Raw genomic sequence first — 21,807 nt, 5'->3', positions numbered from 1 at the left:
GTCAGTTGACCTTTATCGCGCAATCGAAGGCTTTGACCGGCGCCACTTCCGGGGCCCAGGGCTGCTGGTAGGTCAGCAACAAACGGCCGGTGCCGCTGGCAAACGCCTGGAAGCGCCAGGTGGATTGCCCGGCATTGCCCACCAGCCCGCTGTCTTCAGGGTTGCTGTAGACCTCGGGGCTGACCTTGCGCAACACGCCGCCGGCCGAGTCCTGGATCGCCCAGCGATAGCCGGTGGTGGGGTTGCTGGGCAGGGTCAGAATCAGGTTCTGGCCAGTGCTCAGTTGCAGCGGGCATTCGCTCTGGTTTTCGACCGTGATGTTTTGCTTGGGTTGGCTGGCGCAGGCGGCCAGCAGGGCGACGCTGAGAAGGGCAAGCAGACGAGGAGGGAACATGGCTCAGAAAGCTCCGATCATTCATGACGAGCGGCGAGCATAACTGAAGATTGCAAGCGGTGTGGCCAGGGGCTGAAGGTTGGCCACAATGCCCTCTTGGCCGACATGCCTGCGGCTGCCGGGCTGTGGCATCACAGCTGGCAGCCGCCGGCACTGGCGCTCAGGGGTTAGAACAGCACCTTGGCCACGTCGGCGAACTTCTTCGCGAAGTGCACGGTGATGCCTTCCTTGAGGTAGTCCGGGAGCTCTTCGAAGTTGCCACGGTTGGGCTCCGGCAGGATCAGTTCGAAGATCTTCTGCCGGCGCGCGGCGATGACTTTTTCGCGCACCCCGCCAATCGGCAGCACGTGCCCGGTCAGGGTCAGTTCACCGGTCATGGCCACGCCTTTTTTCGGCGGCTGGTTGCGCGCCAGGGACAGCAGCGCACTGGCCATGGTCACCCCGGCGCTCGGGCCGTCCTTGGGCGTGGCCCCCTCGGGCACATGCAGGTGGACAAAGGCTTCGTCGAAGAACTTGCCGTCGCCGCCAAACTGCTTGAGGTGCGAGCTGATGTAGCTGTAGGCAATTTCCGCAGACTCCTTCATCACATCCCCCAACTGCCCGGTGAGTTTGAAGCCCCGGTTCAGGGTATGGATGCGTGTGGCCTCGATCGGCAATGTCGCGCCGCCCATGCTGGTCCAGGCCAGGCCGGTGATGACCCCGGTGCCGCTGAGCACCTGCTCGTTGCGGAACACTGGCATGCCGAGGGAGGCCTCCAGGTCTTTCGGGCCGAGCTTGATCACCGCATTCGGATCATCCAGCAGCTTGACCACTGCCTTGCGCACCAGTTTGCCCAGTTGTTTTTCCAGCTGGCGCACCCCGGCCTCGCGGGCATAACCGTCGATCACCGCGCGCAAGGCGTTGTCGCTGATGCTCAGGCTGGTCTTGGCCACCCCGGCTTTCTCCAGCTGTTTGGGCCACAGGTGACGCTTGGCGATGGCGATTTTTTCTTCGGTGATGTAGCCCGACAGACGAATCACTTCCATGCGGTCGAGCAACGGGCCGGGGATTGAATCCAGGGTGTTGGCGGTGCACACGAACAGCACTTTGGACAGGTCCAGGCGCAGGTCCAGGTAGTGATCGAGGAATTCGACGTTCTGTTCCGGGTCCAGGGTTTCGAGCAAGGCCGAGGCCGGGTCGCCCTGGTAGCTCTGGCCCATCTTGTCGATCTCGTCGAGCATGATCACCGGGTTCATCACCTCGACGTCCTTGAGCGCCTGCACCAGCTTGCCCGGCAGGGCGCCGATGTAGGTCCGGCGATGGCCCTTGATCTCGGCCTCGTCGCGCATGCCGCCGACACTGAAGCGGTAGAACGGTCGGCCCAGGGACTCGGCGATGGACTTGCCGACGCTGGTCTTGCCCACGCCCGGCGGTCCCACCAGCAGGACGATGGAGCCGCTGATTTCGCCCTTATAGGCGCCCACGGCGAGGAATTCGAGAATCCGGCTCTTGATGTCGTCCAGCCCGGCATGGTGCTGGTCCAGCACCTTGCGCGCGTGCTTGAGGTCCAGCTTGTCCTGGCCGTACACGCCCCAGGGCACGGCGGTGGCCCATTCCAGGTAATTGCGGGTGACCGCGTATTCCGGCGAGCCGGTTTCCAGGATCGACAGTTTGTTCAGTTCTTCTTCGATGCGTTTTTGCGCCTGGGGCGGCAGGACCTTGCCCTTGAGGCGCTGCTCGAACTGCTCGACGTCGGCGCTGCGATCGTCCTTGGTCAGCCCTAGCTCCTGCTGGATCACCTTGAGCTGTTCCTTGAGGAAGAACTCGCGCTGGTGCTCGCCGATCTTGCGATTGACCTCGGCGGAGATTTCCTTCTGCAGGCGCGCAACTTCGACTTCCTTGCGCAGCATCGGCAGGACTTTTTCCATGCGCTTGAGCATCGGCACGCAATCCAGCACTTCCTGCAACTCGTTGCCGGTGGCCGAGGTCAGCGCGGCGGCGAAGTCGGTCAGCGGCGACGGATCGTTGGGGCTGAAGCGGTTGAGGTAGTTCTTCAACTCTTCGCTGTACAGCGGGTTGAGCGGCAGCAGTTCCTTGATCGCATTGATCAGGGCCATGCCGTAGGCCTTGACCTCGTCGGTCGGCTCACTCGGCTGATGGGGGTATTCGACTTCCACCAGGTACGGCGGGCGATGGTGTTTGAGCCAGGTGCGGATGCGCACCCGAGTCAGGCCCTGGGCAACGAATTGCAGCTTGCCGTTCTCGCGGCTGGCGTGGTGCACCTTGACCAGGGTGCCGTACAGCGGCAGCGCGGAGGTATCGAAATGCCGCGGGTCTTCGGGCGGGGTGTCCATGAAGAACAGGGCCAGGGAGTGATGATCGGACTTGCTGACCAGTTCCAGGGTCTCGGCCCAGGGCTCTTCATTGACGATCACCGGCAGCACTTGCGCCGGGAAGAACGGCCGATTGTGGATCGGGATGATGTAGACCTTGTCCGGCAGGTTCTGCCCGGGCAATGCCAGGCCGGTGCCTGACGAGGCCGGGTGCTCAGCGTTTTCCGGGTCGGCGTAGTCGCTGAGGTCTTCAGGGAATTCTTGCTGGTCGGTCATGGGGCACCTGCGCAATTGGGTATGGGAGTTAGATGGGGCAGGCGGCGAGTGGTTTCAATGGCACGGCCCCGCTTCAGCTTTTCTTTATGCGGCCGAAAAGCTGTACGGGAGCTGACCGTTTGTATCATTTTTTGTTGGACGGACGGTTGTGCAGCTCTTTTTCTGTTGTAGTGGCAAAATGCCTTATTTGCGGCATCATGCTGCTCGGCGTCGCCTCTGCTGTCATCACCCATGCCAAGGCCGGCCATCTGCTTTCATCTAAATACCGGGATTTGCATGGCCAGGATTTACTCGATTCTTTCTGTTGTCGGCCTGTGGCTGCTCAGTGCCGCAGCCTCTGCCGCGAGCTTGCAGGTGCAGGTGCTCGAACCTTCCGGGCAGCCGGTGCGCGACGCCGTGGTGACCTTGCAGGGCCCCCTGGGCCAACCCGCCGGCACCCTCAAGGCCGACATGGACCAGCGTGACAAACAGTTCGCGCCCCATGTGTTGGCGATTCACACCGGCACCCCGGTGAAATTCCCCAACAGCGACAATATTCGCCATCAGGTCTACTCCTTTTCCCCGGCCAAGAAGTTCGAGTTGCGCCTGTACGAAGGCACGCCCTCCGACGCGGTGCTGTTCGACAAACCGGGGGTGGTGGTCCTGGGCTGCAATATCCACGACTGGATGCTCGGCTACGTCTACGTCACCGACGACCCGCGCTTCGGCGTCACCGATGCCCAGGGCGCGCTGAACCTGGACGCGTTGCCTGTCGGGTCCTACCGGCTGACCCTCTGGCACCCCCAGGCCAACGGGATGCAGCCACAGGATGGCGGCCTTGTGCAGATCCCGGCCGGGGGCCTGCACAAGGCCTTTGCCATGACCCTGGAACCCTTGCCCGAAGGCTTGCCAGGTGCCCCGGCACCGAGCGCCTTCGGCGATGCGTTCGAGCGAGCGGCCCGTGAAACTGCGCAGTAGCTTTCAGGCGCGGATCGCCTGCGTACTGATCCTGCTGCTGTCGGTGGTGATCGGCGCGGTGTACTTCAGCGTCAAGGCCGCCACCGGCAGCGCGGTGCAGACCCAGGCCTACGAACAGCTGGCGGTGGGTTCGCGGGTTTTCGAGCGCCTGCTTGACGTGCGCGGCCGGCGCCTGGGTGACGGCGTGCAGCTGTTGGCGGCCGATTTCGGTTTTCGTGACGCCGTGGCCAGCGGCGACTCGCCGACCATCCATTCGGTGCTGATCAACCACGGCAAGCGCATCGGTGCCAGCGACATGGTGCTCCTGGACATGCAGGGCCGGGTCCTGGCCAGCACCTTGAGCGACGCCCCGGACGGCTCCGTCTTCCGTTTCGACCAGGCCCTGCGTGACGCGCGTCGAGCGCGGCAAACCATGCTTATCGTGCCGATCCAGGGCAAGCCGCACTTGCTGGTGGAGGCCCCGGTACTGGCGCCGCTGCCGATTGCGCGGGTGGTCATGGGCTTCAGCATGGACGAGCAGTTCGCCGCGGAGCTGCGGTCGCTGACCAACCTCGAGGTCTCGTTCCTGACGGTCGACCGGCAACAGCCGGGGGCCCTGGTCACCACTCAGCCAGCGGCGATGGAAGAGAGCATCGTCAGCCTGATGCTCGAGAGTGTGCAGCGGCGCGGCATACAGCTGGCCGAGCACCAGGACCAGCGGTTTTTCAGCCAGACCCTGGTCCTGGCCAGCGGCAGCGATGAAAACGACCACCAGGTCATCGCCTTGCTGCAAAGCCCGCTGGACGCCGCGATGCAGGTGTTCCTGCCGCTGGACGAGCGCATTCTGCTGATTGCCCTGGTGGCCCTGGTCGGCTCCCTGATCGGGGCGTTGCTCCTGGCCCGCAGTGTGTCGCAGCCGGTACGGGCCCTGGCCCAGGCGGCCGAGCGCATCGGCCAGGGTGATTACCAGACGCCACTGGTGCTGCGGCGCAGCGATGAGCTGGGGTTGCTGGCCACCGCATTCAATTCGATGCAAAGCGGAATTGCCGAGCGCCAGCAGCAGTTGGCGCACAACGCCTTGCATGATGTGCTCACCGGCCTGCCCAACCGCGCACTGGCCATGGAACGCCTGGGCAGTGCGATCGCTGCCGAGCGGCCGATGGCGCTGATCTACCTGGGGGTCGACAACCTGCGCAGTATCAACGAAGCCGGTGGCCCGGTGCTGGTGGACCTGACCTTGCAGTACGTCGGCCAGCACCTGCAGCAGGCCGTGCGTCCCGGGGACAGCGTGGCGCACCTGATCGCCGGCGAGTTTTTGCTGCTGCTGGAGAACCTCGGCAGCGACGAGGCCGTGGCCCTGGCCGACCAGTTGCAGCAAGCGTTGCTCAAGCCGCGCCGCATCGGCGGCCAGGACGTGGCCCTGGACTGTCGCCAGGGGATCGCCGCGTTCCCGGCCGACGGCCAGTCAGCGGAGCAGCTGCTCGACCGCGCGGCCATCGCCATGAAGGACGCCGCGCAAATGCCCGGGCGCCTGCAAGTCTACGAACATGGGCGGGACCTGGCCCACCGCCGCCAGGTCAGCCTGATCCGCGACCTGCGCCACGCGGCCGGCAACGGGGAGCTGCTGCTGCATTACCAGCCCAAGCTCGACCTGCGCCAGGGCCGGGTGCGCCAGGCCGAAGCCTTGCTGCGCTGGCAGCATCCGCAATTGGGCATGGTGTCGCCGGCGGAATTCATCGTGCTGGCCGAGCGCACCGGCAGTATCCAGAGCCTGACCAACTGGGTGATCGGCGAAGGCATGCGCCAGTTGGCCGAGTGGAACAGCCGTGGCCTGCACATGCAGCTGTCGCTGAATATCTCGGCCCAGGACCTGCTCGGCGCTGACCTGGTGGAGCGGGTCAAGGCTTTGCTGCAAACCTGCCGGGTGCCGGCCGAGCAGTTGATCTTCGAAATCACCGAAAGCGCGGTGATGCTTGAGCCCGAGCGAGCGCTGAAGGTCCTGCACCGTTTGCGCGAGTGCGGCATCAGCCTGTCGGTGGATGATTTCGGCACCGGTTATTCGTCGCTGGCGCACCTCAAGCGCCTGCCGGTGCAGGAGCTGAAGATTGACCAGTCCTTTGTCCGCGACCTCGACGAAACCAGCGAAGACGCGGTGATCGTCCGCTCCACCATCGAGATGAGCCACAACCTGGGGCTCAAGGTGGTGGCCGAAGGCGTGGAGTACGAACACAGCCTGCGCCTGCTTGAGCGCTGGCACTGCGACACCGCCCAGGGCTACCTGATCAGCCGCCCGCTCACGGCCGAGGCGTTCGAAGCCTGGGTGGCCTTACCCCTGACTGCGCGGACTGAATGGGTGCATTAATCGTCATGCCTATGCGTTGGATTGTTTTGCTGGCCGGCCTCGGCGTCCTGCTGCCGTCGCTGGCCGTGGCCGATAACGGCCGTTTACTGGCCACCGGCGGGGCCAGCAGCATCGAAGGCGCCGCCGGCGGCGGCATCACGCCCTGGGCCGTGCTCGGCGGTTATGGCGAGCAGGGCGAATGGGGCGCGAGCGCCTTCGCGACCACGGTCAACCTGCCGGACTACCGCCTCGACGTGGCGGGCCTGGCGCTGGCCTACGACAACCGGGTGGAGCTGTCATTCGCCCGCCAGCGTTTGGACCTGGGCAGCCTGGTGCACACGCTCAACCTGCCCGAAGACAACCTGGGACAGGACGTCCTCGGGCTCAAGCTGCGGCTGTTCGGCGACCTGATCTACGATCAGTGGCCCCAGGTCTCCCTGGGGGTGCAGTACAAACATCAGCGCAACTTCCTGATCCCGAGCCTGGTGGGTGCGCAGCGCGACCGCGACACCGAGGGCTACCTGAGTGCCAGCCGCCTGCTGCTGGGCGCGGCGTTTGGCTACAACCTGCTGCTCAACGGCGGCGTGCGCTACAGCCGGGCCAATGAAACCGGGCTGCTGGGCTTTGGCGGCGACCGGCGCGACAGTCGCAGCCTGCTCAAGGAGGGCTCGCTGGCGGTGCTGTTCAACCCGCGCTGGGCGCTGGGCCTGGAGTACCGGCAAAAGCCCGACAACCTGTCGTTTGCCGGCGAGAGTGACTGGGCCGACCTGTTTCTCGGTTACTTCCCCAACAAGCACCTGTCCCTGGTCCTGGCCTATGCGCGCTTGGGCGAGATCGCCGGGCTGGATCACCAGAACGGCCCCTACCTGTCGCTGCAAGGGAGTTTCTGATGCGCCTGCCCGTGCTGTTCCTGGCCGTGCTTCTCGGCGCCTGCGCGCAACAGCCGGCGCGTGACGACAGCCTGTACCGGGCCCTGGGCGAGCGCCCGGGCATCACCCGGATCGTCGAAGGCACGCTGCTCAACATTGCCCGCGACCCACGGATCGTCGAGCGTTTTCGCAAGATCGATATCCAGCGCCTGCGCAACAAGCTGATCGAGCAGTTCTGCGTCGAGGCCGGTGGTCCGTGCACCTACACCGGCGACAGCATGGCCGAAAGTCATAAAGGCCAGAACGTCAGCCGCAGCGACTTCAACGCCCTGGTCGAAGACCTGATCGCCGCCATGGAAGCCCAGGGCGTGCCGGTGCCGGCGCAAAACCGCCTGCTGGCGCGTTTGGCACCGATGCGCGGCGAGGTGATCGAGCGTTGATCGGCTGATTGCGCCGAATGGGCGAGTGCCGGGAATTTGGCATCGCCAATAAAATGGCTGTCTAATCCCTTGTTTTATTGCGTGCTCTTCTGCTTGCCTCAGACTAATCTGAGCACTTCACGTGCTCGTTAGGAAAATGGCATTTAATTGACGCGCGTATTCGGCTTGGTAGAGGAATGGGTATGAAGAAAGGATTTTTCAGCTCAAGGCAAGGCTCGTGGCGGATCCCGCGGCCCTTGCTGGAGACGGCGTTGGCGAGCACCGGGTCATGAGGTGGCGCCACACCTTCCAGGCACGGATTGCCGGGACCCTGGCGTTATTGCTGTTGTTGGTGATCGGCGCGGTGTATTTCGCGATGAAAACCGCCACCACCCGCGCCGTGGAAAACCAGGCCGAGGTGCAGATGACCACCGGCACCCAGGTGTTCGAGCGCTTGCTGGAGTTGCGCGGACGCCGCTTGCAGTACGGCGTGGACTGGCTGGTGGTGGATTCGGCGTTTCGCCAGGCCGTTGCCAGCGGCGAGCCCCAGGGCATTCTCGAAGCGTTGCGCCGCCACGGTACGGGCATTCGTTCCAGTGAACTGTTCGTGCTGGCCAGCGATGGTCAGGTGACGGCCAGCACCCTGGCGGCGGTCGAGCCGGGCCTGGCTTTTCCCTACGATGGCGCCTTGCGTCAGGCCCGACGTGAAAACAAAAGCATGCTGATCGTTGCCCTCAAGGGCCAACCCTACCTGCTGGTGCAGAGCCAGGTGCTGACCCCGCTGCGCATCGTACGGGTGGTGATGGGGTTTCGCATGGACGACCTGTTCGCCAGCGAATTGCGCTCCATGAGCAACCTCGAAGTGTCATTCCTGACCCTGGACAAAGAGCGCGCCGGCGAGCTGTTCACCACCCAGCCGGAGCTGTTCTGGAGTGCGATCACGGCGGCCCTGCGCGATTCGCTGTGGGAGTTGCGGCCGCAGTTGAGCGAGATCCAGGGCAAGCGTTTTCTCAATCAGGCGCTGCAATTGGCCAACACCGGCAACCCTCAGGATCCGCGGGTCCTGGTGTTGTTGCAGAGCCCGCTGGAGCAGGCGCTGCATGCGTTCGCGCCGCTGGATCGGGAGTTTTTCTGGATCGCCCTGGCGGCGCTGCTGGTCTCCCTCGGTGGGGCGCTGTGGATGGCCCGCCGCGTGGCCCGCCCGCTTGAAGTGCTGGCCCAGGCGGCGCAACGCATCGGTGCCGGCAACTACCAGACGCCGGTGGTGCTCAAGCGCAGCGACGAGTTCGGCTTGCTGGCCGACGGCATCAACGCCATGCAAAGCGCCATCGCCACCCGCGAGTCGCAACTGGCGCACAACGCCCTGCATGACTCGCTCACCGGCTTGCCCAACCGCGCCCTGGCCATGGAGCGCCTGGGCAGCGCGATTGCCGCCCGGCGCAGCGTGGTGCTGTTGTACCTGGGGATCGAAAACTACCGAGCGATCAACGAGAGCTTTGGCCCTGAAGGGCTGGAGCAGATCATGCTGGAGGTCAGCCGGCTGCTGCTGGGCTCCCTGTCCCAGGGCGACACCGCGGCGCGGGTGACCGCCAGCGAGTTTCTGCTGTTGCTGGAAAACACCCAGGTCGATGGCGCCGTGGCCCTGGCCGACCGCCTGCATGCCTTGCTCAACCCGCCGCAACTGATCCATGGCCATGAAGTGCAGCGCCAGATGTGCATCGGCGTATCGGTGTACCCCACTGACGGCGAGTCCGCCGAAGAGCTGATCAGCCGAGCCGCCATTGCCCGCCACGACGCCGCGACTCAGCCAGGTTACCTGCAGGTCTACCAGCAGGACCGCGACTTGGCGCATCAACGCCAAATTGCCCTGATTCGCGACCTGCGCCGCGCCGCCGCCGAAGGCGAGCTGTTCCTGCACTACCAGCCCAAGCTCGATATCCGCCGCGGAGAGGTCAGCCAGGCCGAAGCTTTGTTGCGATGGCGGCATCCGGCGTTCGGGGTGGTCTCGCCTGCCGAGTTCATCCCCTTGGCGGAGCGCACCGGAAGCATGAGCAGCCTGACCCATTGGGTGATCGAGGAGGGCATTCGCCAGTTGGCCGAGTGGAACCGCCGGGCATTGACGGTGCAGTTGTCGCTGAACATCTCGGCTGAAGACCTGGAGGGCAATGGCCTGGCGTCGATGGTCGGCGAGTTGCTGGCGCGTTACCGGGTGTCGGCGGAGCAACTGGTGTTCGAGATCACCGAAAGCGCCATCATGCGCAACCCGGAACAGGCCCTTGACGTGCTGCAACGCCTGCGCGGCTGCGGCATCAGCCTGTCGGTGGACGACTTCGGCACCGGCTATTCGTCCCTGGCCCAATTGCAGCGCCTGCCGGTGCAGGAGCTGAAGATCGACCAGTCCTTTATCCGCAACCTGGATGAAACCAGCGGCGACGCGGTGATCGTGCGTTCGACCATCGAGATGAGCCACAACCTGGGGCTCAAGGTGGTGGCCGAAGGCGTCGAACTCGAAGGCAGCCTGCGCCTGCTCAAGCATTGGCACTGTGATACGGCCCAGGGCTACCTGATCAGCCGGCCGCTGGAAGCCCGAGCGTTCGAGGCCTGGCTGGGCAAAACACGGCTATCGGTCTGAGCCGGCGGGCTCAGCTCGGTTTCCAGAATTCCAGGTCCTCGACATAACGTTCGATATCGCCCATATCGTCGTCTCCCAGGGTGCCGTCAAAGGGCTCGGACAACAGCGCGCGCACCTTGGCCAGGCGGTCGCGCAACTTGCCCTCGATCACGAAGTTGCCGGTGGCGGTGTCGAAATCGAACTCGGGGTTGAAAATCGCATGGTCTGACATCTTGCGCAGGGAAATCAGCATGAATTCCAGCTCGCGCAGGATATCCAGGGCTACCGCCCCCGACAGCACGATCTGTTGATTGGCTTCGCGCAGGGAGGGCGGGTTTTTGGGGGATTTGGGTTTGGCTGGGCTCATGGCGATCCAGGGGGCATTTAAAAGTAGAAAAAAAGACCGCTGGCCTTGGCGCGGGCGCGGGTTGTGAGTTGCAGTAATGAGGTCTTGAGCGCGGGCGCCAGAGGCGTTTGCTCGATCAGCGCCTGGGCCGTGGCCAGCGCCTCGGCGCCCTGGATGCTGGCGTCTTCATGCTCGTCGATCAGGCAACCCAACTGCCGATTGAGGCGCTCGATCAAGCCCGAGTCCCACAGCTGTTGATAGTGTTCGGCGCTCAGGGAGCATTGCTCCAGATCACCGGGCAGGCACTGATCGAGGTCCAGGCGGTGCATCGCCGCCGGGCTCAAGGGAACGACAATCTGCTTCATGGGCCGGGCTCCGAGTGGGTGGGCAAGAGGCAGGCATCGGGCCCCGCCAGCGGCCATTCAATGCCCTGGGCGAACTGCTCGATGGCGTCGAGTGCCCGGTGCGGGTCCGGGGTCCTGAGTTCGCCCGCCGAGGTGCGGTTGTAGGCCTGGCGCTGGCGGTTGCGCTTGAAGCGCTCAACCCGCAGCACAAATTCGCCGAGCCCTTGGGGGGCGGGCTCAAAACCCAGGGTAAAGCCATGTTCGCGGCCGGCACCGGCGAGCAGCAACGGGTGGTTGAAGGCGGGCAGGGTGTCGGCGCCAAAGGCAACCTGCGGCAGTTGGTGATGGCTGATTTCCCAGCCTGCCGGCAGGCGGATGGCCTGCAAGGGCGCGATAGCTCCGTGGCCCGAGTCAGGGTCGGCCTGCTGGGTGGTGTCCAGCATGAAGGTTTCGAGTCGTGCAATCAGCTGCGCGGTGTCGCGGGTCCTGAACTCCTCGAGCAACTCTTCCTGGCCTAGCGCCGTGTTCGAGCGGTCCTGGGGGTAGGTCATCAAGCTGAGCACGAACTCGCCGCCGGGGTCGTCTTCGGGCAGGAAGGCGCAGTCAAAGCAGCGTTGGCCCTGGCGATGCACGCCGCCGATCAGCACCGAGGCATCGAACCATTCGAGGGTCTCCGGGGTGAAGGGCAGTTGATGGAAGGTGTTGAGGGTGATCTGCCAGCCACCGCTAATGCGCAACGGTTGCAGCGGGTAGAGGGGGCGGTGCTTCATGCTGCGGTGCTCGATCATGGGGTGTGGTGCAGCGCGTCCAGCATGCCCTGGGCACGGGCCAGGCAGTCGCGCAGTTGTCCAAGGCTGTGGGCCTGTTCGCTCGACAGCGGTTGCTGCCAGTCCTGATCCTTGATCACCGCTACCCGAAAGGCGCCGTGCTCAGCGAATTCGGGGTACCAGCCCACGTCCAGCAGCCAGTGCTCGCCGTACTCGACTTGCAGCAGGTCCTCCTTCAGCGCGTCGAGTTGGCGCGCCAGCGGCTGGTCTGACAGGGACGACAAGTCGTCGAAGCGGATATTTCCCGTGAGCAGGCTCAGGTCGAACACTGTTGGCTTCCTTTGCAAAGGGTGAGGCAGGCGGCTCAGGCCTGGTAGTGATTCTTGAGTGCCTGGCACTTTGCCAGAATATTCTGCCGGTCTTCCTCGACCTGGGTCTCGCACCAGTGGCAGAGGTAGCGGATGGCGTGCACGGTGGGCAGGGTGACCTGCTCGTCCATGAACTCGAAGGTGATTCCAGGCACGCCCAGCAGATGCGGGGCAATGTTGTCCGGGTCGACGTCGCAGTCGATGGTCAGGCTGGACATCTCGGTGCCGCCGCTGGTGGGGATCAGCAAGTCGTCGAGCAACAGGTGCAGGCAGGTGGCGCCCTCCAGCCTCGAGGCACAGAGCAGGTGATCGAGCAGGCAGTTGTCCAGCGTGCTGTGCTGGGCCTGGGTCAGTTGGTCGATGGAGGGCACTTGTTGGGTGTGGGCGGCGCTCATGGGACGCCGGCCTCGGTTTTGGCCAGCAGCCTGGTCAGCTCGGGCTCGACCTCGGCCGGGGGCAGGCTGGCGATGACCTGCTCGATGCTCGCCCGATAGCGGTTGTCCATGGGGGTTTCGCACCAGTCGAGTTCGTAGATCGCGAGGATTCGGACGTCGAGGTAGGGCGACTCCAGCAACAGGCGTTTGAGCAGGGCAATGGCCGCTGCCGAGCGGTCTTCGCCCAGGCACACCACGCAGCGCTGTTGCCAGTATTGCGCCTGCTGCAGCAGCATCTGCTCGAGCCGTTGCCATTGCACCGCGGTGAAGTCGCACAGCACGGTCTTGGCCACCCGCTGGGTGCTGTATTCGGTCCAGTTGGACGCCTCGGAGTCACCGATGCAGTGCTGCAACTTCAGGATCAACGCGTCTCTCTGTGGCAGGCTCACAGCGCAGCGGCCTTGGCCAGCAGGTTGTTCAATTCGGGTTCAATCTGCTCATCGGCCAGCCTTTGAATGACGGCTTCGATCAGCGGCGCGTAGCACGCTTCGATAGGGGCTTCTGACCAGTCCAGTTCATGGATGGCCGTGACCTGCACATCGAGGTAGGGCGAGTCCTGCAACAGGCTCTTGAGCAGGGCGATGGCCGGTGCCGAGCGGTTTTCCCCGAGGCTTACGGCGCAGCGTTGTTGCCAATACTCGGGTTTGCCCGGCAGCACATCGGCCAGTTGCTGCCATTGCGCGGGCGAGAAGCCGTGCAGCACGCCTTTGGCCACCTGCTCGGTGATGTACTCATTCCAGGGGGCGCTGGGTGAGTCGCCCAGCCAGTGTTCCAGCTGGGCAAATGCTTGCGTCGGGAGCGGCGTGGGCGTTGGCGCGGGCTCGATCGGGCGGGTACTCAAGGGCGTCGGTTCTGCCGGGGAGCTGTCGGCCCCTTGCCAGGCTTCGGCAAATTTTGCCGCTGCCGCCGCGCGCGAGGACACCTTCAGGGTGTGCAGCAGGGAGGACACGTGAATGCGCACGGTGAAGGGCGAAATATCGAGTTCGCGGGCGATCTCTTTGTTGGTCTGGCCCTGGGCGATCAGGCGCAGCACTTCCTGCTGGCGGGTGGTCAACTGGCTCAATTCGTCGCTGGCTTCCAGCGGCAGCAGCAGGCCTGACGGGGCGTACTTGACCACCACTTCGCCCTCGCGAATGGCCAGGATCGCCTGGCCGATTTCCTCGGGGCTGATGCTCTTGCCGATAAAACCGTCTGCGCCGCAGGCCATGACTTCGCCGATCAGGTCCTGGTTATCGACCATCGACACCACAATGATCGAGGTCCGTGGCAGTTGCTGGCGCAATTGGGCAATCATGCTCACCGACCTCAGCCCGGGAAAGCGCAGGTCGAGAATCAGTGAGTCCAGCTCCGCGCCGCTTTTGGCCAGGGCCAGTACCGAGGCCAGGTCGCCGGCCTCTTCGAGCACCGCTTCGGGCAGCAGACGCTGGATGGTGCGCAGCATGCCTTCGCGAAACAACGGGTGGTCGTCGGCTACGATAATCCGGCATGTCATGTGTTGAAGCTCCTTGAGTCACCCAATCCTGGGGGCATGCTACCTTGGCGTCCCGGCGTTGTACCTGTCCGCTTGTCGAGTTCGGCAGGGACAGGAAAAGACCACGACAGCGCGGATTACACAAGGAGGTGAGTGCATGAAAGTTGAAAAAGACAGCGAACTCGATCAAGCCACTTTGCGCATTATCGTCGCCGGTTGTGCCCTGGTTTATGTCGGGCTGATCGGTTTTCTGCCGGGGCAGAACGTCGAGACCTATGTGCCGGTGATCATTTACATCTTCTTGTTCATGCTCGGCTCGATTGCCCTGCGCATGGCCATTGCCCGCTGGCCCGGGCACTACCCGGCACGGCGCATCCTGGGCATGGTCTACGACTACACTGGCACCTCTTACGGCCTGGTGGTGGGCGGGGAGGGGGCGCTGCCGATCTATGCGGTGATGGTCTGGGTCAACCTGGGCAATGGCATGCGCTTCGGCTCGCGCTACCTGGCCATCGCCACCGTCCTGGCGCTGTTCGCGCTGTTTATGGTGTTCCTGCTGACCCCGTTCTGGCAGGCCCAGCCCTATATGGTGCTGATGCTGATGATCACCAGTACGGTGATTCCGGTGTACGCCCATATCCTGCTCAAACGCACCCGCCTGGCGTCGGAAGAGGCGATTGCCGCCAACCTGGAAAAGTCCCGCTTCCTGGCCCAGGCCAGCCATGACCTGCGCCAGCCGATTCACTCCATCGGCCTGTTCACCGCCTGCTTGCGCGAAGCCAACCTGGGGGTCGATGAGCGGCGCCTGGTGGATAACATCGATCGCTCGCTGCTGAATGTGTCGCAGTTGTTCCGCTCGATTCTCGACCTCTACACCCTGGACAACGGCCGGATCCTGCCCAAATACGAAACCGTGCACCTGGGGCAGTTCCTCGGTGACCTGGTACGCCAGAACGCCGAGGCCGCGCGCTGGGCCGGGGTGGAACTGCGCCTGCGTCCCTGTGCCCAGTGGGTCCGGGCCGACCCGGGGCTGCTCGCCACCATGGTCCAGAACGTCCTGTCCAATTGCTTCAAGTACGCGGCGGAGCGCCCGGTGTTGATCGGCGTGCGTCGCCACGGCGACGGCCTGGCCATCGTCATCTACGACCAGGGCCGGGGGATCGCCGGGGAGCATTTACCGAAGATTTTCGACGAGTTCTACCGGGTCCGGCAGCTGCGGGACAAGGACGTCGAAGGGGTGGGCCTGGGCCTGTCCATCGTCAAGCGCCTGGGGCAGTTGGTCGGGCTGGAGGTGACGCTGAAGTCGCGCCTCGATCGTGGTACCGCAGTCAGCCTGCACGGCTTGCAGGCCGCCGCGCCGCAGCGGCTGCGCAGCCGCGATGATGCGTTGCAAAGTGGTTTGCTGACCGGGCTGCGGGTGTGCCTGGTGGAAGATGACCGCAACGTGCTGCTGGCCACCTCGGCATTGCTGGAGCGCTGGGGCTGTGTGGTCCAGGCGGAAACGGCGGCAGAAGACCTGCTGACCGACTGCGACATCATCGTCGCCGATTATGACCTGGGCACCCGTGCCTCGGGCATCGAGTGCATCGACAGCATCCGCGAGCAGCGGGGCTGGGCGGTGCCGGCGTTGATCATCACCGGGCATGACATCGAGAAAATCCAGGCGGCGCTGCATGATCGCAACATCGCCATCCTGTCCAAACCGGTACACCCGGTGGAGCTGCGGGCGACCTTGCGCGCCCTGCGCGAGACGCCGCTGGCGTCTGCCCACAGGGTTGCGGCGCCAGAGGCGGTTACCAGGTCCGGCACGGAATAAGCAGGGGATAGTTGGTCATGGTCAGCTTTTTGTTCTCGCCGCTGGCCAGTTCGACGAATTCATCCAGCATGCCCGAGGACGAAGAGGTCGAACTGCGCTCGGTGTAGTAGTGGGTGGTCACCGGCCCGTAGTTGGTGTTGCTCTGGCCGGTGCCCACGTACTCGTTCCAGCGGCTGGTGCCGTACACCATGTCCTGGCCCTGGACGAAGTAGCGGCCCGGTTGCAGACCCGTGAACTGGAAGATGCCGTTGCCGTTGGTTCGGGTTATCCGGTGTACGGCCACGGCCTCGGGAAGCATGCTCACCGGCGCGCCTTCTGGCTGGGATGAGCGCAACTTATGCCAGGCCTGCAAGTGCGGGGTGACCGGGTAGAGATAGATCTTGACGTCGCGACTGTCCTCGATGCCGTCGTTGCCGACGATGCAGAACTTGCCGGTGAGCGTTGCGGTGCCGGGTTGCAGGGCGGCGCGCGCGGCCTGGGTGTCGAAGGGCTCGTCGGGGTACTGCACGGTGGGAGTCTTGACTGGCGGGTATTCGTCCAGGGTTCGCCCTTGGCGCGGCGCGCAGGCAGTCAGGGTACAGGCGAGCAGGGCCAGGCCTGTCACCATGAAGAGACGGGGTTTCATCAACTCAGGACCTTTTCAAGAAGGGGCGGTGCTCGCCCGACGCTGCCCTGCTGCTACACCGGGGCAGCCCGTCGCGGCGAACCTGATTGGCCAGGGGCTAGCGGTTTACTGCTTGGTGCACTGGGCCGGCAGCGCTACCACTCCGCCCATGCTGGCGAAGGCGACCATGCCGCCGCTGGGCAATACGCACTCGTATCCGCCCTTGCTGGTGTTGGCGGTGAAGTAGGTCTGGGAGGCGTCGCTCCGCACGTTCGAGACCGTGGAGACGGGCTTGCCGATGGTGGTCTGGGCGCGGTTCTTGAGGTCGTCATTGCTCGGCTTGGCAATGGCGCAACCGCCCAGGGCGAATGCCAGGGCGCTGAACAGGACGAGGGGGCGGACGCTGGAGTGGAGCTTCATGATGATTCTTCCTTGCTGTTTTGTTGTGTTTTCTACGGCGCAGCCGCTCCCCTTACCGCTGGACGGCGGTGTTGAAGAGAACGGGGCGAGTGGTCGGCACTCTAGCGCCGAGGCAGGGGAAGGTCGATTAGCACAAATGGGCTAGTGTCGCTTTGCAATTACGGCGCCTGCGGGGGGAGGCAGAGCGCCTGATGGGCCCGGCTGGATGCAGCCGGGCCGGGGGTTCAGGTCAGCAACTGGTGCTGCAGGCGGCGGCCGAGCACGTCCAGCAGGTCACAGCCATCGCGCAGGGGAATGACGCAGAGTTGGGCGAAATCCTGGAGCAGGGCCGGGTGGTTATGCAGGTCGTCGATGCTGGCGATGTTCTCCAGCAACTGGGTGGCCGCGCGAATGCGATGGGTGGCGGCTTCATGCAGCACATCCAACGGGGCCTCGGTGTCAGCCAGCAAGGCGGGGATGGTGCAGTCGTTGCTGGTGAGGGGCATGTAGCGACGGTGTGAGGTGGGTTGCACGGGTGGATCGGGAACGATTTTTTTCATTGAACTGGCTCCGGGTAGGGGTCTGAGCCGCCAGCGGCCTTCCTACGGGCTTGGGTGGCAGCCGTGCGCGGGGTAGGAACCGAATACCCAGGGACTCGGCCACGTCGAAACGTGCCCGCGCACGGCCGCCGCGGCTGATCTTACGGACACCTCAAGGGTGCCGCAATCAGTCGGGACGCGTACGCGCCAAGGGTCATCAAAAGGGTTCCTACGCCCTGCCACTGAATTGGCAGTGACAGACCAGACCATAGAGCCCGAGGCACTCCGGGACAAGGTGATGGAAGTGGACGCGTTTTGTAGGAATTTTCCATCCGGCCCCTGTAGCCGCTGCCGCCAGGCTCGGGCCGCATTCGGGCGCTGGCCCTCACACACACCGTGATCTACCTGACACTCCACGGCGCCCGCGGGCCAGCGCAGCCTGGCGGCAGCGGCTACAGGTGTTGGTCGGTCAAATGGGGAGGCGCTCGGCGCACAAAAAAAGGCGGCTACCCGAAGGTAGCCGCCTTTTTCATGCCTGCCGGTAAAGCTTATTCCGGCAGTTTGTAGGCAATGATGTAGTCGCCCATTTTGGTACCCAGGGAGCCGTGGCCGCCCACGACTACCAGCACGTACTGCTTGCCATCCTTGCCGGTGTAGCTCATCGGCGTGGCCTGGCCGCCTGCTGGCAGGCGCGATTTCCACAGTTCCTTGCCATTTTTCACGTCATAGGCGCGGATGTACTGGTCCAGGGTGCCGCTGAGGAAGCCGACGCCGCCGGCTGTCACCATCGAACCGCCCATGCTCGGCACGCCCATTGGCAGGCCGATCGGGATCGGCGAGCTGTCGCGGGTGGTGCCGTTCTTGTGTTTCCACACCACTTTGGCGGTGGTCAGGTCGATCCCGGCCACGTAGCCCCAGGCCGGGGCCTGGCACGGTACGCCGAAGGGTGACATGAACGGATGCATGATCACCGCGTACGGTGCGCCCGTGTTGGGTTGCACGCCCGAGGTTTCGCTTTCGCGCTTGCTGCCGGCAGCCACTTCGGCCCGCGGCACCAACTTGGAGACGAACGCCATGTAGTTCGGGCTGGTGAACAGCAGTTGGCGGACCGGGTCCACCGACACACTGCCCCAGTTGAACACGCCGACGTTACCCGGGTAGATCAGGCTGCCCTGCACCGACGGCGGGGTGTACTGACCTTCGTAGCGCAGTTCCTTGAACTGGATACGGCACAGCATCTGGTCGAACGGCGTCGCCCCCCACATGGCTTTTTCATCCAGTGGCGGTGGCAGCAGGTTCAGGTCCGAACGGGCCTGGGTCGGTGCGGTGTGGTCACCCTCGACAGCGCCAGTCGGGGCCGGCACTTCGCGGATCGGCACAATTGGCGTGCCATCGCGACGGTCCAGCACATACAGGCTGCCTTGCTTGGTCGGCTGGATCAGCGCCGGTTTGACGCCTTCGGCGGTTTTCATGTCGACCAGGGTCGGCTGGCTGCCCACGTCCATGTCCCACAGGTCATGGTGGGTGAACTGGTAGTTCCAGCGCAGCTTGCCGGTGTCGATGTCCAGGGCCACGGTGCCGGCGCTGAATTTCTCGGCGCCCGGGGTGCGGTCGCCGCCCCACTGGTCAGGCATCTGGTTGCCCAAGGGCAGGTAGATCAGGCCCAGTTTCTCGTCGACGCTGGCCAGGGACCACATGTTCGGCGAGTTGCGGGTGTAGGTCTTGCCGTCAGGCAGCGGGGTGGTTTCGTCGGGGTTGCCGGCGTCCCAGTTCCACACCAGGTGGCCGTCATGCACGTCGAAGGCGCGAATCACGCCAGAAGGCTCGTTGGTCGACTCGTTGTCCGTCACGTGGCCGCCAATGATCACCAGGTTACGGGTGATGGCGGTCGGCGATGTCGAGTAGTAGCCGCCCGGGGTGAACGGACCGATACCGGCCTTGAGGTCGACCACGCCTTTGTTGCCGAAGTCTTCGCAGACCTTGCCGGTGTCGGCGTTCAGCGCGATCAGGCGCGCATCGGCGGTCGGCAGGAACAGACGACGCGGGCAACTGGTGGCAATCGCCTGGCCGGCTGTGGACAGGGTGGCCGGGGTGCTGATGGCGCCAGGTTGATTGAAATTGGCTTCGTCGTAGTACGACACGCCGCGGCAGGTCATGTGCGCCCAGCCACGGAAATCATCGCCGTTGGGGCCCTGGATCTGCGGGTCGAAACGCCAGATTTCCTTGCCGGTGTCCGGGTCCAGCGCCAGCACCTTGCTGTGGGCGGTGCAGGCATAGAGCATGCCGTTGACCTTCAGCGGGGTGTTCTGGTTGGTGATTTCCACCGGGTCCTTGGCAGTTGGCATGTCGCCGGTGCGGATGCGCCAGGCTTCCTGCAGCTTGCCGGCGTTGCCCGGGGTGATCTGTTTCAGTGGCGAGTAGCGATCGCCGAATTCGGTGCGACCGTAAGCCTGCCAGTCGCCATCGGGGATGGCGGGCGCGGCATTGGCCACTTCGGTGCTGTCGCGACCCAGGTCGCCGGCGATTTCACCCGGCTGGGTGAACTGGCTGCCCAGGGCAGCGCCACCGGCCACGACCACGGCCACGCTCAACAGCGCGGTGCCCAGCGGAGCTGCGCCATGGCGCAGCAACGGACGGCGGAACCACGGCAACAGCAGGACCACGCCGAGGACAAAGAACAACGACAGGCGCGGCACCAGTTGCCACCAGTCCAGGCCGACTTCCCACAGCGCCCAGACGCTGCTGGCCAACAGCACCAGCCCGTACAGGCCCAGCGCGGCGCGACGTCCCGCCAGCAGCAGGCCGCCGGTGATGATCAGGCCGATACCGGCCAGCAGGTAGTACAGCGAGCCGCCGAGCATGCTCAGCTTGATCCCCCCGGCCAGCATGGCCAGGCCCATTAGCAGCAGCAGGATACCGAGCAGGCTCGGCAGCAGGCGGCTAGGACTTGAAGCACCCTCAGTGCTCATAGTGTGGTTCTCCGTGACGTTAAGAGTTTTCCCGCGCATGTTCACTGTAGATGACGATCAGGCGCGGGCTTGGTTCAGGTGAAAATCGTGGAAAAGCAGTTTTAAGCGCAGTGCGCCGCTGGCCGGGCCTCAGAACGAGCTCTGGATCTTGATCCCGCCGATCAGCGCATCGTCGACCTGGCTGACGCCGCCGGGATGGCGGATGTACTGCAGGTTGGGGCGCACGGTCAGCCAATTGGTGACGTGCACGCCGTAGTAGAGTTCGGCGCTGTATTCGGTGTCCTGGGGCGGCAGGTAGCCGGGGTTGTCGTAATCGTAGACGGCGTGGGCCTGGTTGCTGGCCTCGGCGTTCTTGCGGTACGCCGGGTTGACGTGGACCCGCGCCAGGGCAAAGCCGATGTCGTCCCGCGCCCGTGCATCGAACAGGCCCTTGTAGACCAGGCCGGCCTGGACGTAGTTGTCGATGGAGTTGGTCTTCTTGTCGTGCATCGTCGCGTTGGCGAACACGCTCAGGCCCCGGGAGTGGTCACTGGCGCGGCTTGTCAGTTGCTGCTGCGCGCCCAGCCACAGGCCGTGTTTGCTCGAACTGCTGCGATAGGCCTCGCCACTCAGGGCGGCGGGCTGGCCGTGGCTGTCTTTATAGACGTCGCTGGCCTTGGCGCTGCTGTAGTAGTAGCCGGCGCGGTATTCCCCGGCCAGGCCATCAAGCGTGGGCGTCCACACCAGTTCGACCGGCAGGACGGCGCCCTGGGTGCCGCTGCCGCTGAGCTTGAAACCGTTGCCGCGGTCCAGGTCGGACGGGTTCTGTTCATAGGCGCCGACCTGGGCATAGAGCTCGGGCGTCAGGTGATATTTGACCCGCAGCGCCCACTGGCTGACCGGCCAGTTGTACCAGATGCCACCGACCCAGTTGCCGATCTGGGAGCCGCAGAACGCCAGGTTCTGGAAGTCGCAGGGGAAGCTGTTGAAGTCTTCGCCCTCGCCGAAGCGGCCGGCCTTGATATCGAGTTTCTGGTCGAAGAATTTCTGTTGGTACCACATCTGCGTCAGGCGCCAGGTCTGGCCACGGCCCCAGACTTCCTGGGCGGAAGTGAAGCCGCCGACGCGGGGATCGTTGATCCGGTCGTTGCTGATGTTGTCACCGTCGCGCTTGGTCACCGTCAATTGGAACTCGGCGTCGTCCCAGCCGAGGATCTTCTGCAGGTCCAGGTGGCTGCCGAAGGCGAACTGATCGCTGTAGCGTGCGGTGCGATCGTGGTCGTAGCCGCCATGCAGGTTGGAGCCCATTTCGCCGACGTAATCGATCTTGAAGTCATAGCCTTGTCGGGACAGGTCGCTGCGGCTGCCGTTCCAGTCGCCCAGCATCCACGGTGATTCGCTGTCGAAGGCCGGCGCTGCCTGGACGCAGGTGGCCAGGCCCAGGGCGCCGAGCAGGGTGATGGCTTTGGTGCCGGCCAGGGGGGTTCGGACAGCGCTGTCTTTGGAGTGATGAACGTCAGGCATAAAATTCGGGCGTGGTCTTTTTTTAGGAATGGGCAGATAAAGCAGCGGAGATGCCGGGTCGATCACGCGGGATCGAACGCCCCATGCTG

General features: G+C 64.4%; 19 protein-coding genes and 1 pseudogene. 6 read left to right on the top strand and 14 right to left on the bottom strand.

The genetic code is table 11. The features are described 5' to 3' along the window. Position 1: 1 nt before the first annotated feature. Both AC19YX_RS17420 and lon read right to left on the bottom strand, forming a co-directional pair. A complete protein-coding gene (locus tag AC19YX_RS17420; RefSeq protein WP_020298512.1) occupies positions 2-394 on the bottom strand; it encodes a protease inhibitor I42 family protein in 393 nt (130 codons plus the stop codon). Between the two features lie 167 nt (positions 395-561). Continuing rightward, entirely contained in the window at positions 562-2,982 is a 2,421-nt protein-coding gene (gene lon / locus AC19YX_RS17415; protein ID WP_421548667.1) for an endopeptidase La, read from the bottom strand. A 276-nt stretch (positions 2,983-3,258) separates the two neighbouring features. Here lon and AC19YX_RS17410 point away from each other — a divergent pair, with 276 nt between their 5' ends. From AC19YX_RS17410 to AC19YX_RS17390, 5 genes are all read left to right on the top strand, one after another. Then, positions 3,259-3,939, top strand: a complete 681-nt coding sequence (locus AC19YX_RS17410; protein ID WP_500606678.1) for a methylamine utilization protein — start codon at positions 3,259-3,261, stop codon at positions 3,937-3,939. Beyond that, a complete protein-coding gene (locus AC19YX_RS17405; RefSeq protein ID WP_500606677.1) occupies positions 3,923-6,280 on the top strand; it encodes a putative bifunctional diguanylate cyclase/phosphodiesterase in 2,358 nt (785 codons plus the stop codon). The genes AC19YX_RS17410 and AC19YX_RS17405 overlap by 17 nt, the downstream gene beginning before the upstream one ends. Positions 6,281-6,291: 11 nt before the next feature. Next, positions 6,292-7,149 carry a DUF3034 family protein gene (locus AC19YX_RS17400; RefSeq protein ID WP_500606676.1) on the top strand — a complete coding sequence of 286 codons (858 nt, stop codon included), beginning with the start codon at positions 6,292-6,294 and terminating at the stop codon, positions 7,147-7,149. Then, positions 7,149-7,568: a group I truncated hemoglobin gene (locus tag AC19YX_RS17395; RefSeq protein WP_078471979.1), complete on the top strand. Its 420-nt coding sequence runs from the start codon at positions 7,149-7,151 to the stop codon at positions 7,566-7,568. The genes AC19YX_RS17400 and AC19YX_RS17395 overlap by 1 nt, the downstream gene beginning before the upstream one ends. Before the next feature lie 268 nt (positions 7,569-7,836). Continuing rightward, complete coding sequence (locus tag AC19YX_RS17390) at positions 7,837-10,179, top strand: putative bifunctional diguanylate cyclase/phosphodiesterase (RefSeq protein ID WP_500606675.1); 2,343 nt, start codon at positions 7,837-7,839, stop codon at positions 10,177-10,179. Positions 10,180-10,189: 10 nt separating this feature from the next. Here the strand turns inward: AC19YX_RS17390 and AC19YX_RS17385 are convergent, their stop codons facing one another. From AC19YX_RS17385 to AC19YX_RS17355, 7 genes and pseudogenes are all read right to left on the bottom strand, one after another. Then, positions 10,190-10,525, bottom strand: coding sequence for a hypothetical protein (locus tag AC19YX_RS17385; protein WP_201127698.1), 336 nt, complete (start codon positions 10,523-10,525; stop codon positions 10,190-10,192). A gap of 17 nt (positions 10,526-10,542) precedes the next feature. Further along, positions 10,543-10,869, bottom strand: coding sequence for a hypothetical protein (locus AC19YX_RS17380; protein WP_421548661.1), 327 nt, complete (start codon positions 10,867-10,869; stop codon positions 10,543-10,545). Further along, positions 10,866-11,618, bottom strand: a complete 753-nt coding sequence (locus tag AC19YX_RS17375) for a hypothetical protein (protein WP_500606674.1) — start codon at positions 11,616-11,618, stop codon at positions 10,866-10,868. The genes AC19YX_RS17380 and AC19YX_RS17375 overlap by 4 nt, the downstream gene beginning before the upstream one ends. Positions 11,619-11,632: 14 nt before the next feature. Then, positions 11,633-11,944, bottom strand: coding sequence for a hypothetical protein (locus tag AC19YX_RS17370; protein ID WP_500606673.1), 312 nt, complete (start codon positions 11,942-11,944; stop codon positions 11,633-11,635). A gap of 35 nt (positions 11,945-11,979) precedes the next feature. After that, positions 11,980-12,378, bottom strand: a complete 399-nt coding sequence (locus AC19YX_RS17365; RefSeq protein ID WP_500606672.1) for a hypothetical protein — start codon at positions 12,376-12,378, stop codon at positions 11,980-11,982. After that, positions 12,375-12,806, bottom strand: a complete 432-nt coding sequence (locus AC19YX_RS17360; protein WP_078471972.1) for a hypothetical protein — start codon at positions 12,804-12,806, stop codon at positions 12,375-12,377. The genes AC19YX_RS17365 and AC19YX_RS17360 overlap by 4 nt, the downstream gene beginning before the upstream one ends. A gap of 497 nt (positions 12,807-13,303) precedes the next feature. Continuing rightward, positions 13,304-13,909, bottom strand: a pseudogene (locus AC19YX_RS17355) (LuxR C-terminal-related transcriptional regulator); the annotation flags it as partial. 136 nt (positions 13,910-14,045) lie between these two features. On the opposite strand from AC19YX_RS17355, the gene AC19YX_RS17350 reads away from it, so the two are divergent. Further along, positions 14,046-15,704: an ATP-binding response regulator gene (locus AC19YX_RS17350; protein WP_500606671.1), complete on the top strand. Its 1,659-nt coding sequence runs from the start codon at positions 14,046-14,048 to the stop codon at positions 15,702-15,704. Here AC19YX_RS17350 and AC19YX_RS17345 read toward each other — a convergent pair. The 5 genes from AC19YX_RS17345 to AC19YX_RS17325 form a co-directional block, all read right to left on the bottom strand. Beyond that, the gene (locus AC19YX_RS17345) at positions 15,682-16,329 is read right to left on the bottom strand and encodes a peptidase associated/transthyretin-like domain-containing protein (RefSeq protein ID WP_201127688.1); all 648 of its coding nucleotides are present in this window, start codon (positions 16,327-16,329) and stop codon (positions 15,682-15,684) included. The two genes, AC19YX_RS17350 and AC19YX_RS17345, sit on opposite strands and share 23 nt — an antisense overlap. Positions 16,330-16,434: 105 nt before the next feature. Next, a complete protein-coding gene (locus AC19YX_RS17340) occupies positions 16,435-16,728 on the bottom strand; it encodes a hypothetical protein (RefSeq protein ID WP_500606670.1) in 294 nt (97 codons plus the stop codon). Positions 16,729-16,952: 224 nt separating this feature from the next. Next, a complete protein-coding gene (locus tag AC19YX_RS17335) occupies positions 16,953-17,267 on the bottom strand; it encodes a hypothetical protein (protein WP_500606669.1) in 315 nt (104 codons plus the stop codon). Positions 17,268-17,794: 527 nt separating this feature from the next. Beyond that, positions 17,795-20,215 carry a glucose/quinate/shikimate family membrane-bound PQQ-dependent dehydrogenase gene (locus AC19YX_RS17330; RefSeq protein ID WP_020298526.1) on the bottom strand — a complete coding sequence of 807 codons (2,421 nt, stop codon included), beginning with the start codon at positions 20,213-20,215 and terminating at the stop codon, positions 17,795-17,797. 129 nt (positions 20,216-20,344) lie between these two features. Further along, complete coding sequence (locus AC19YX_RS17325) at positions 20,345-21,718, bottom strand: carbohydrate porin (protein WP_500606668.1); 1,374 nt, start codon at positions 21,716-21,718, stop codon at positions 20,345-20,347. Positions 21,719-21,807: the final 89 nt, after the last annotated feature.

The organism is Pseudomonas sp. MF09150 (assembly GCF_059862355.1).
Note: the sequence above shows the minus strand (reverse complement) of the source record. Positions and strands in the feature narration are given on the sequence as shown.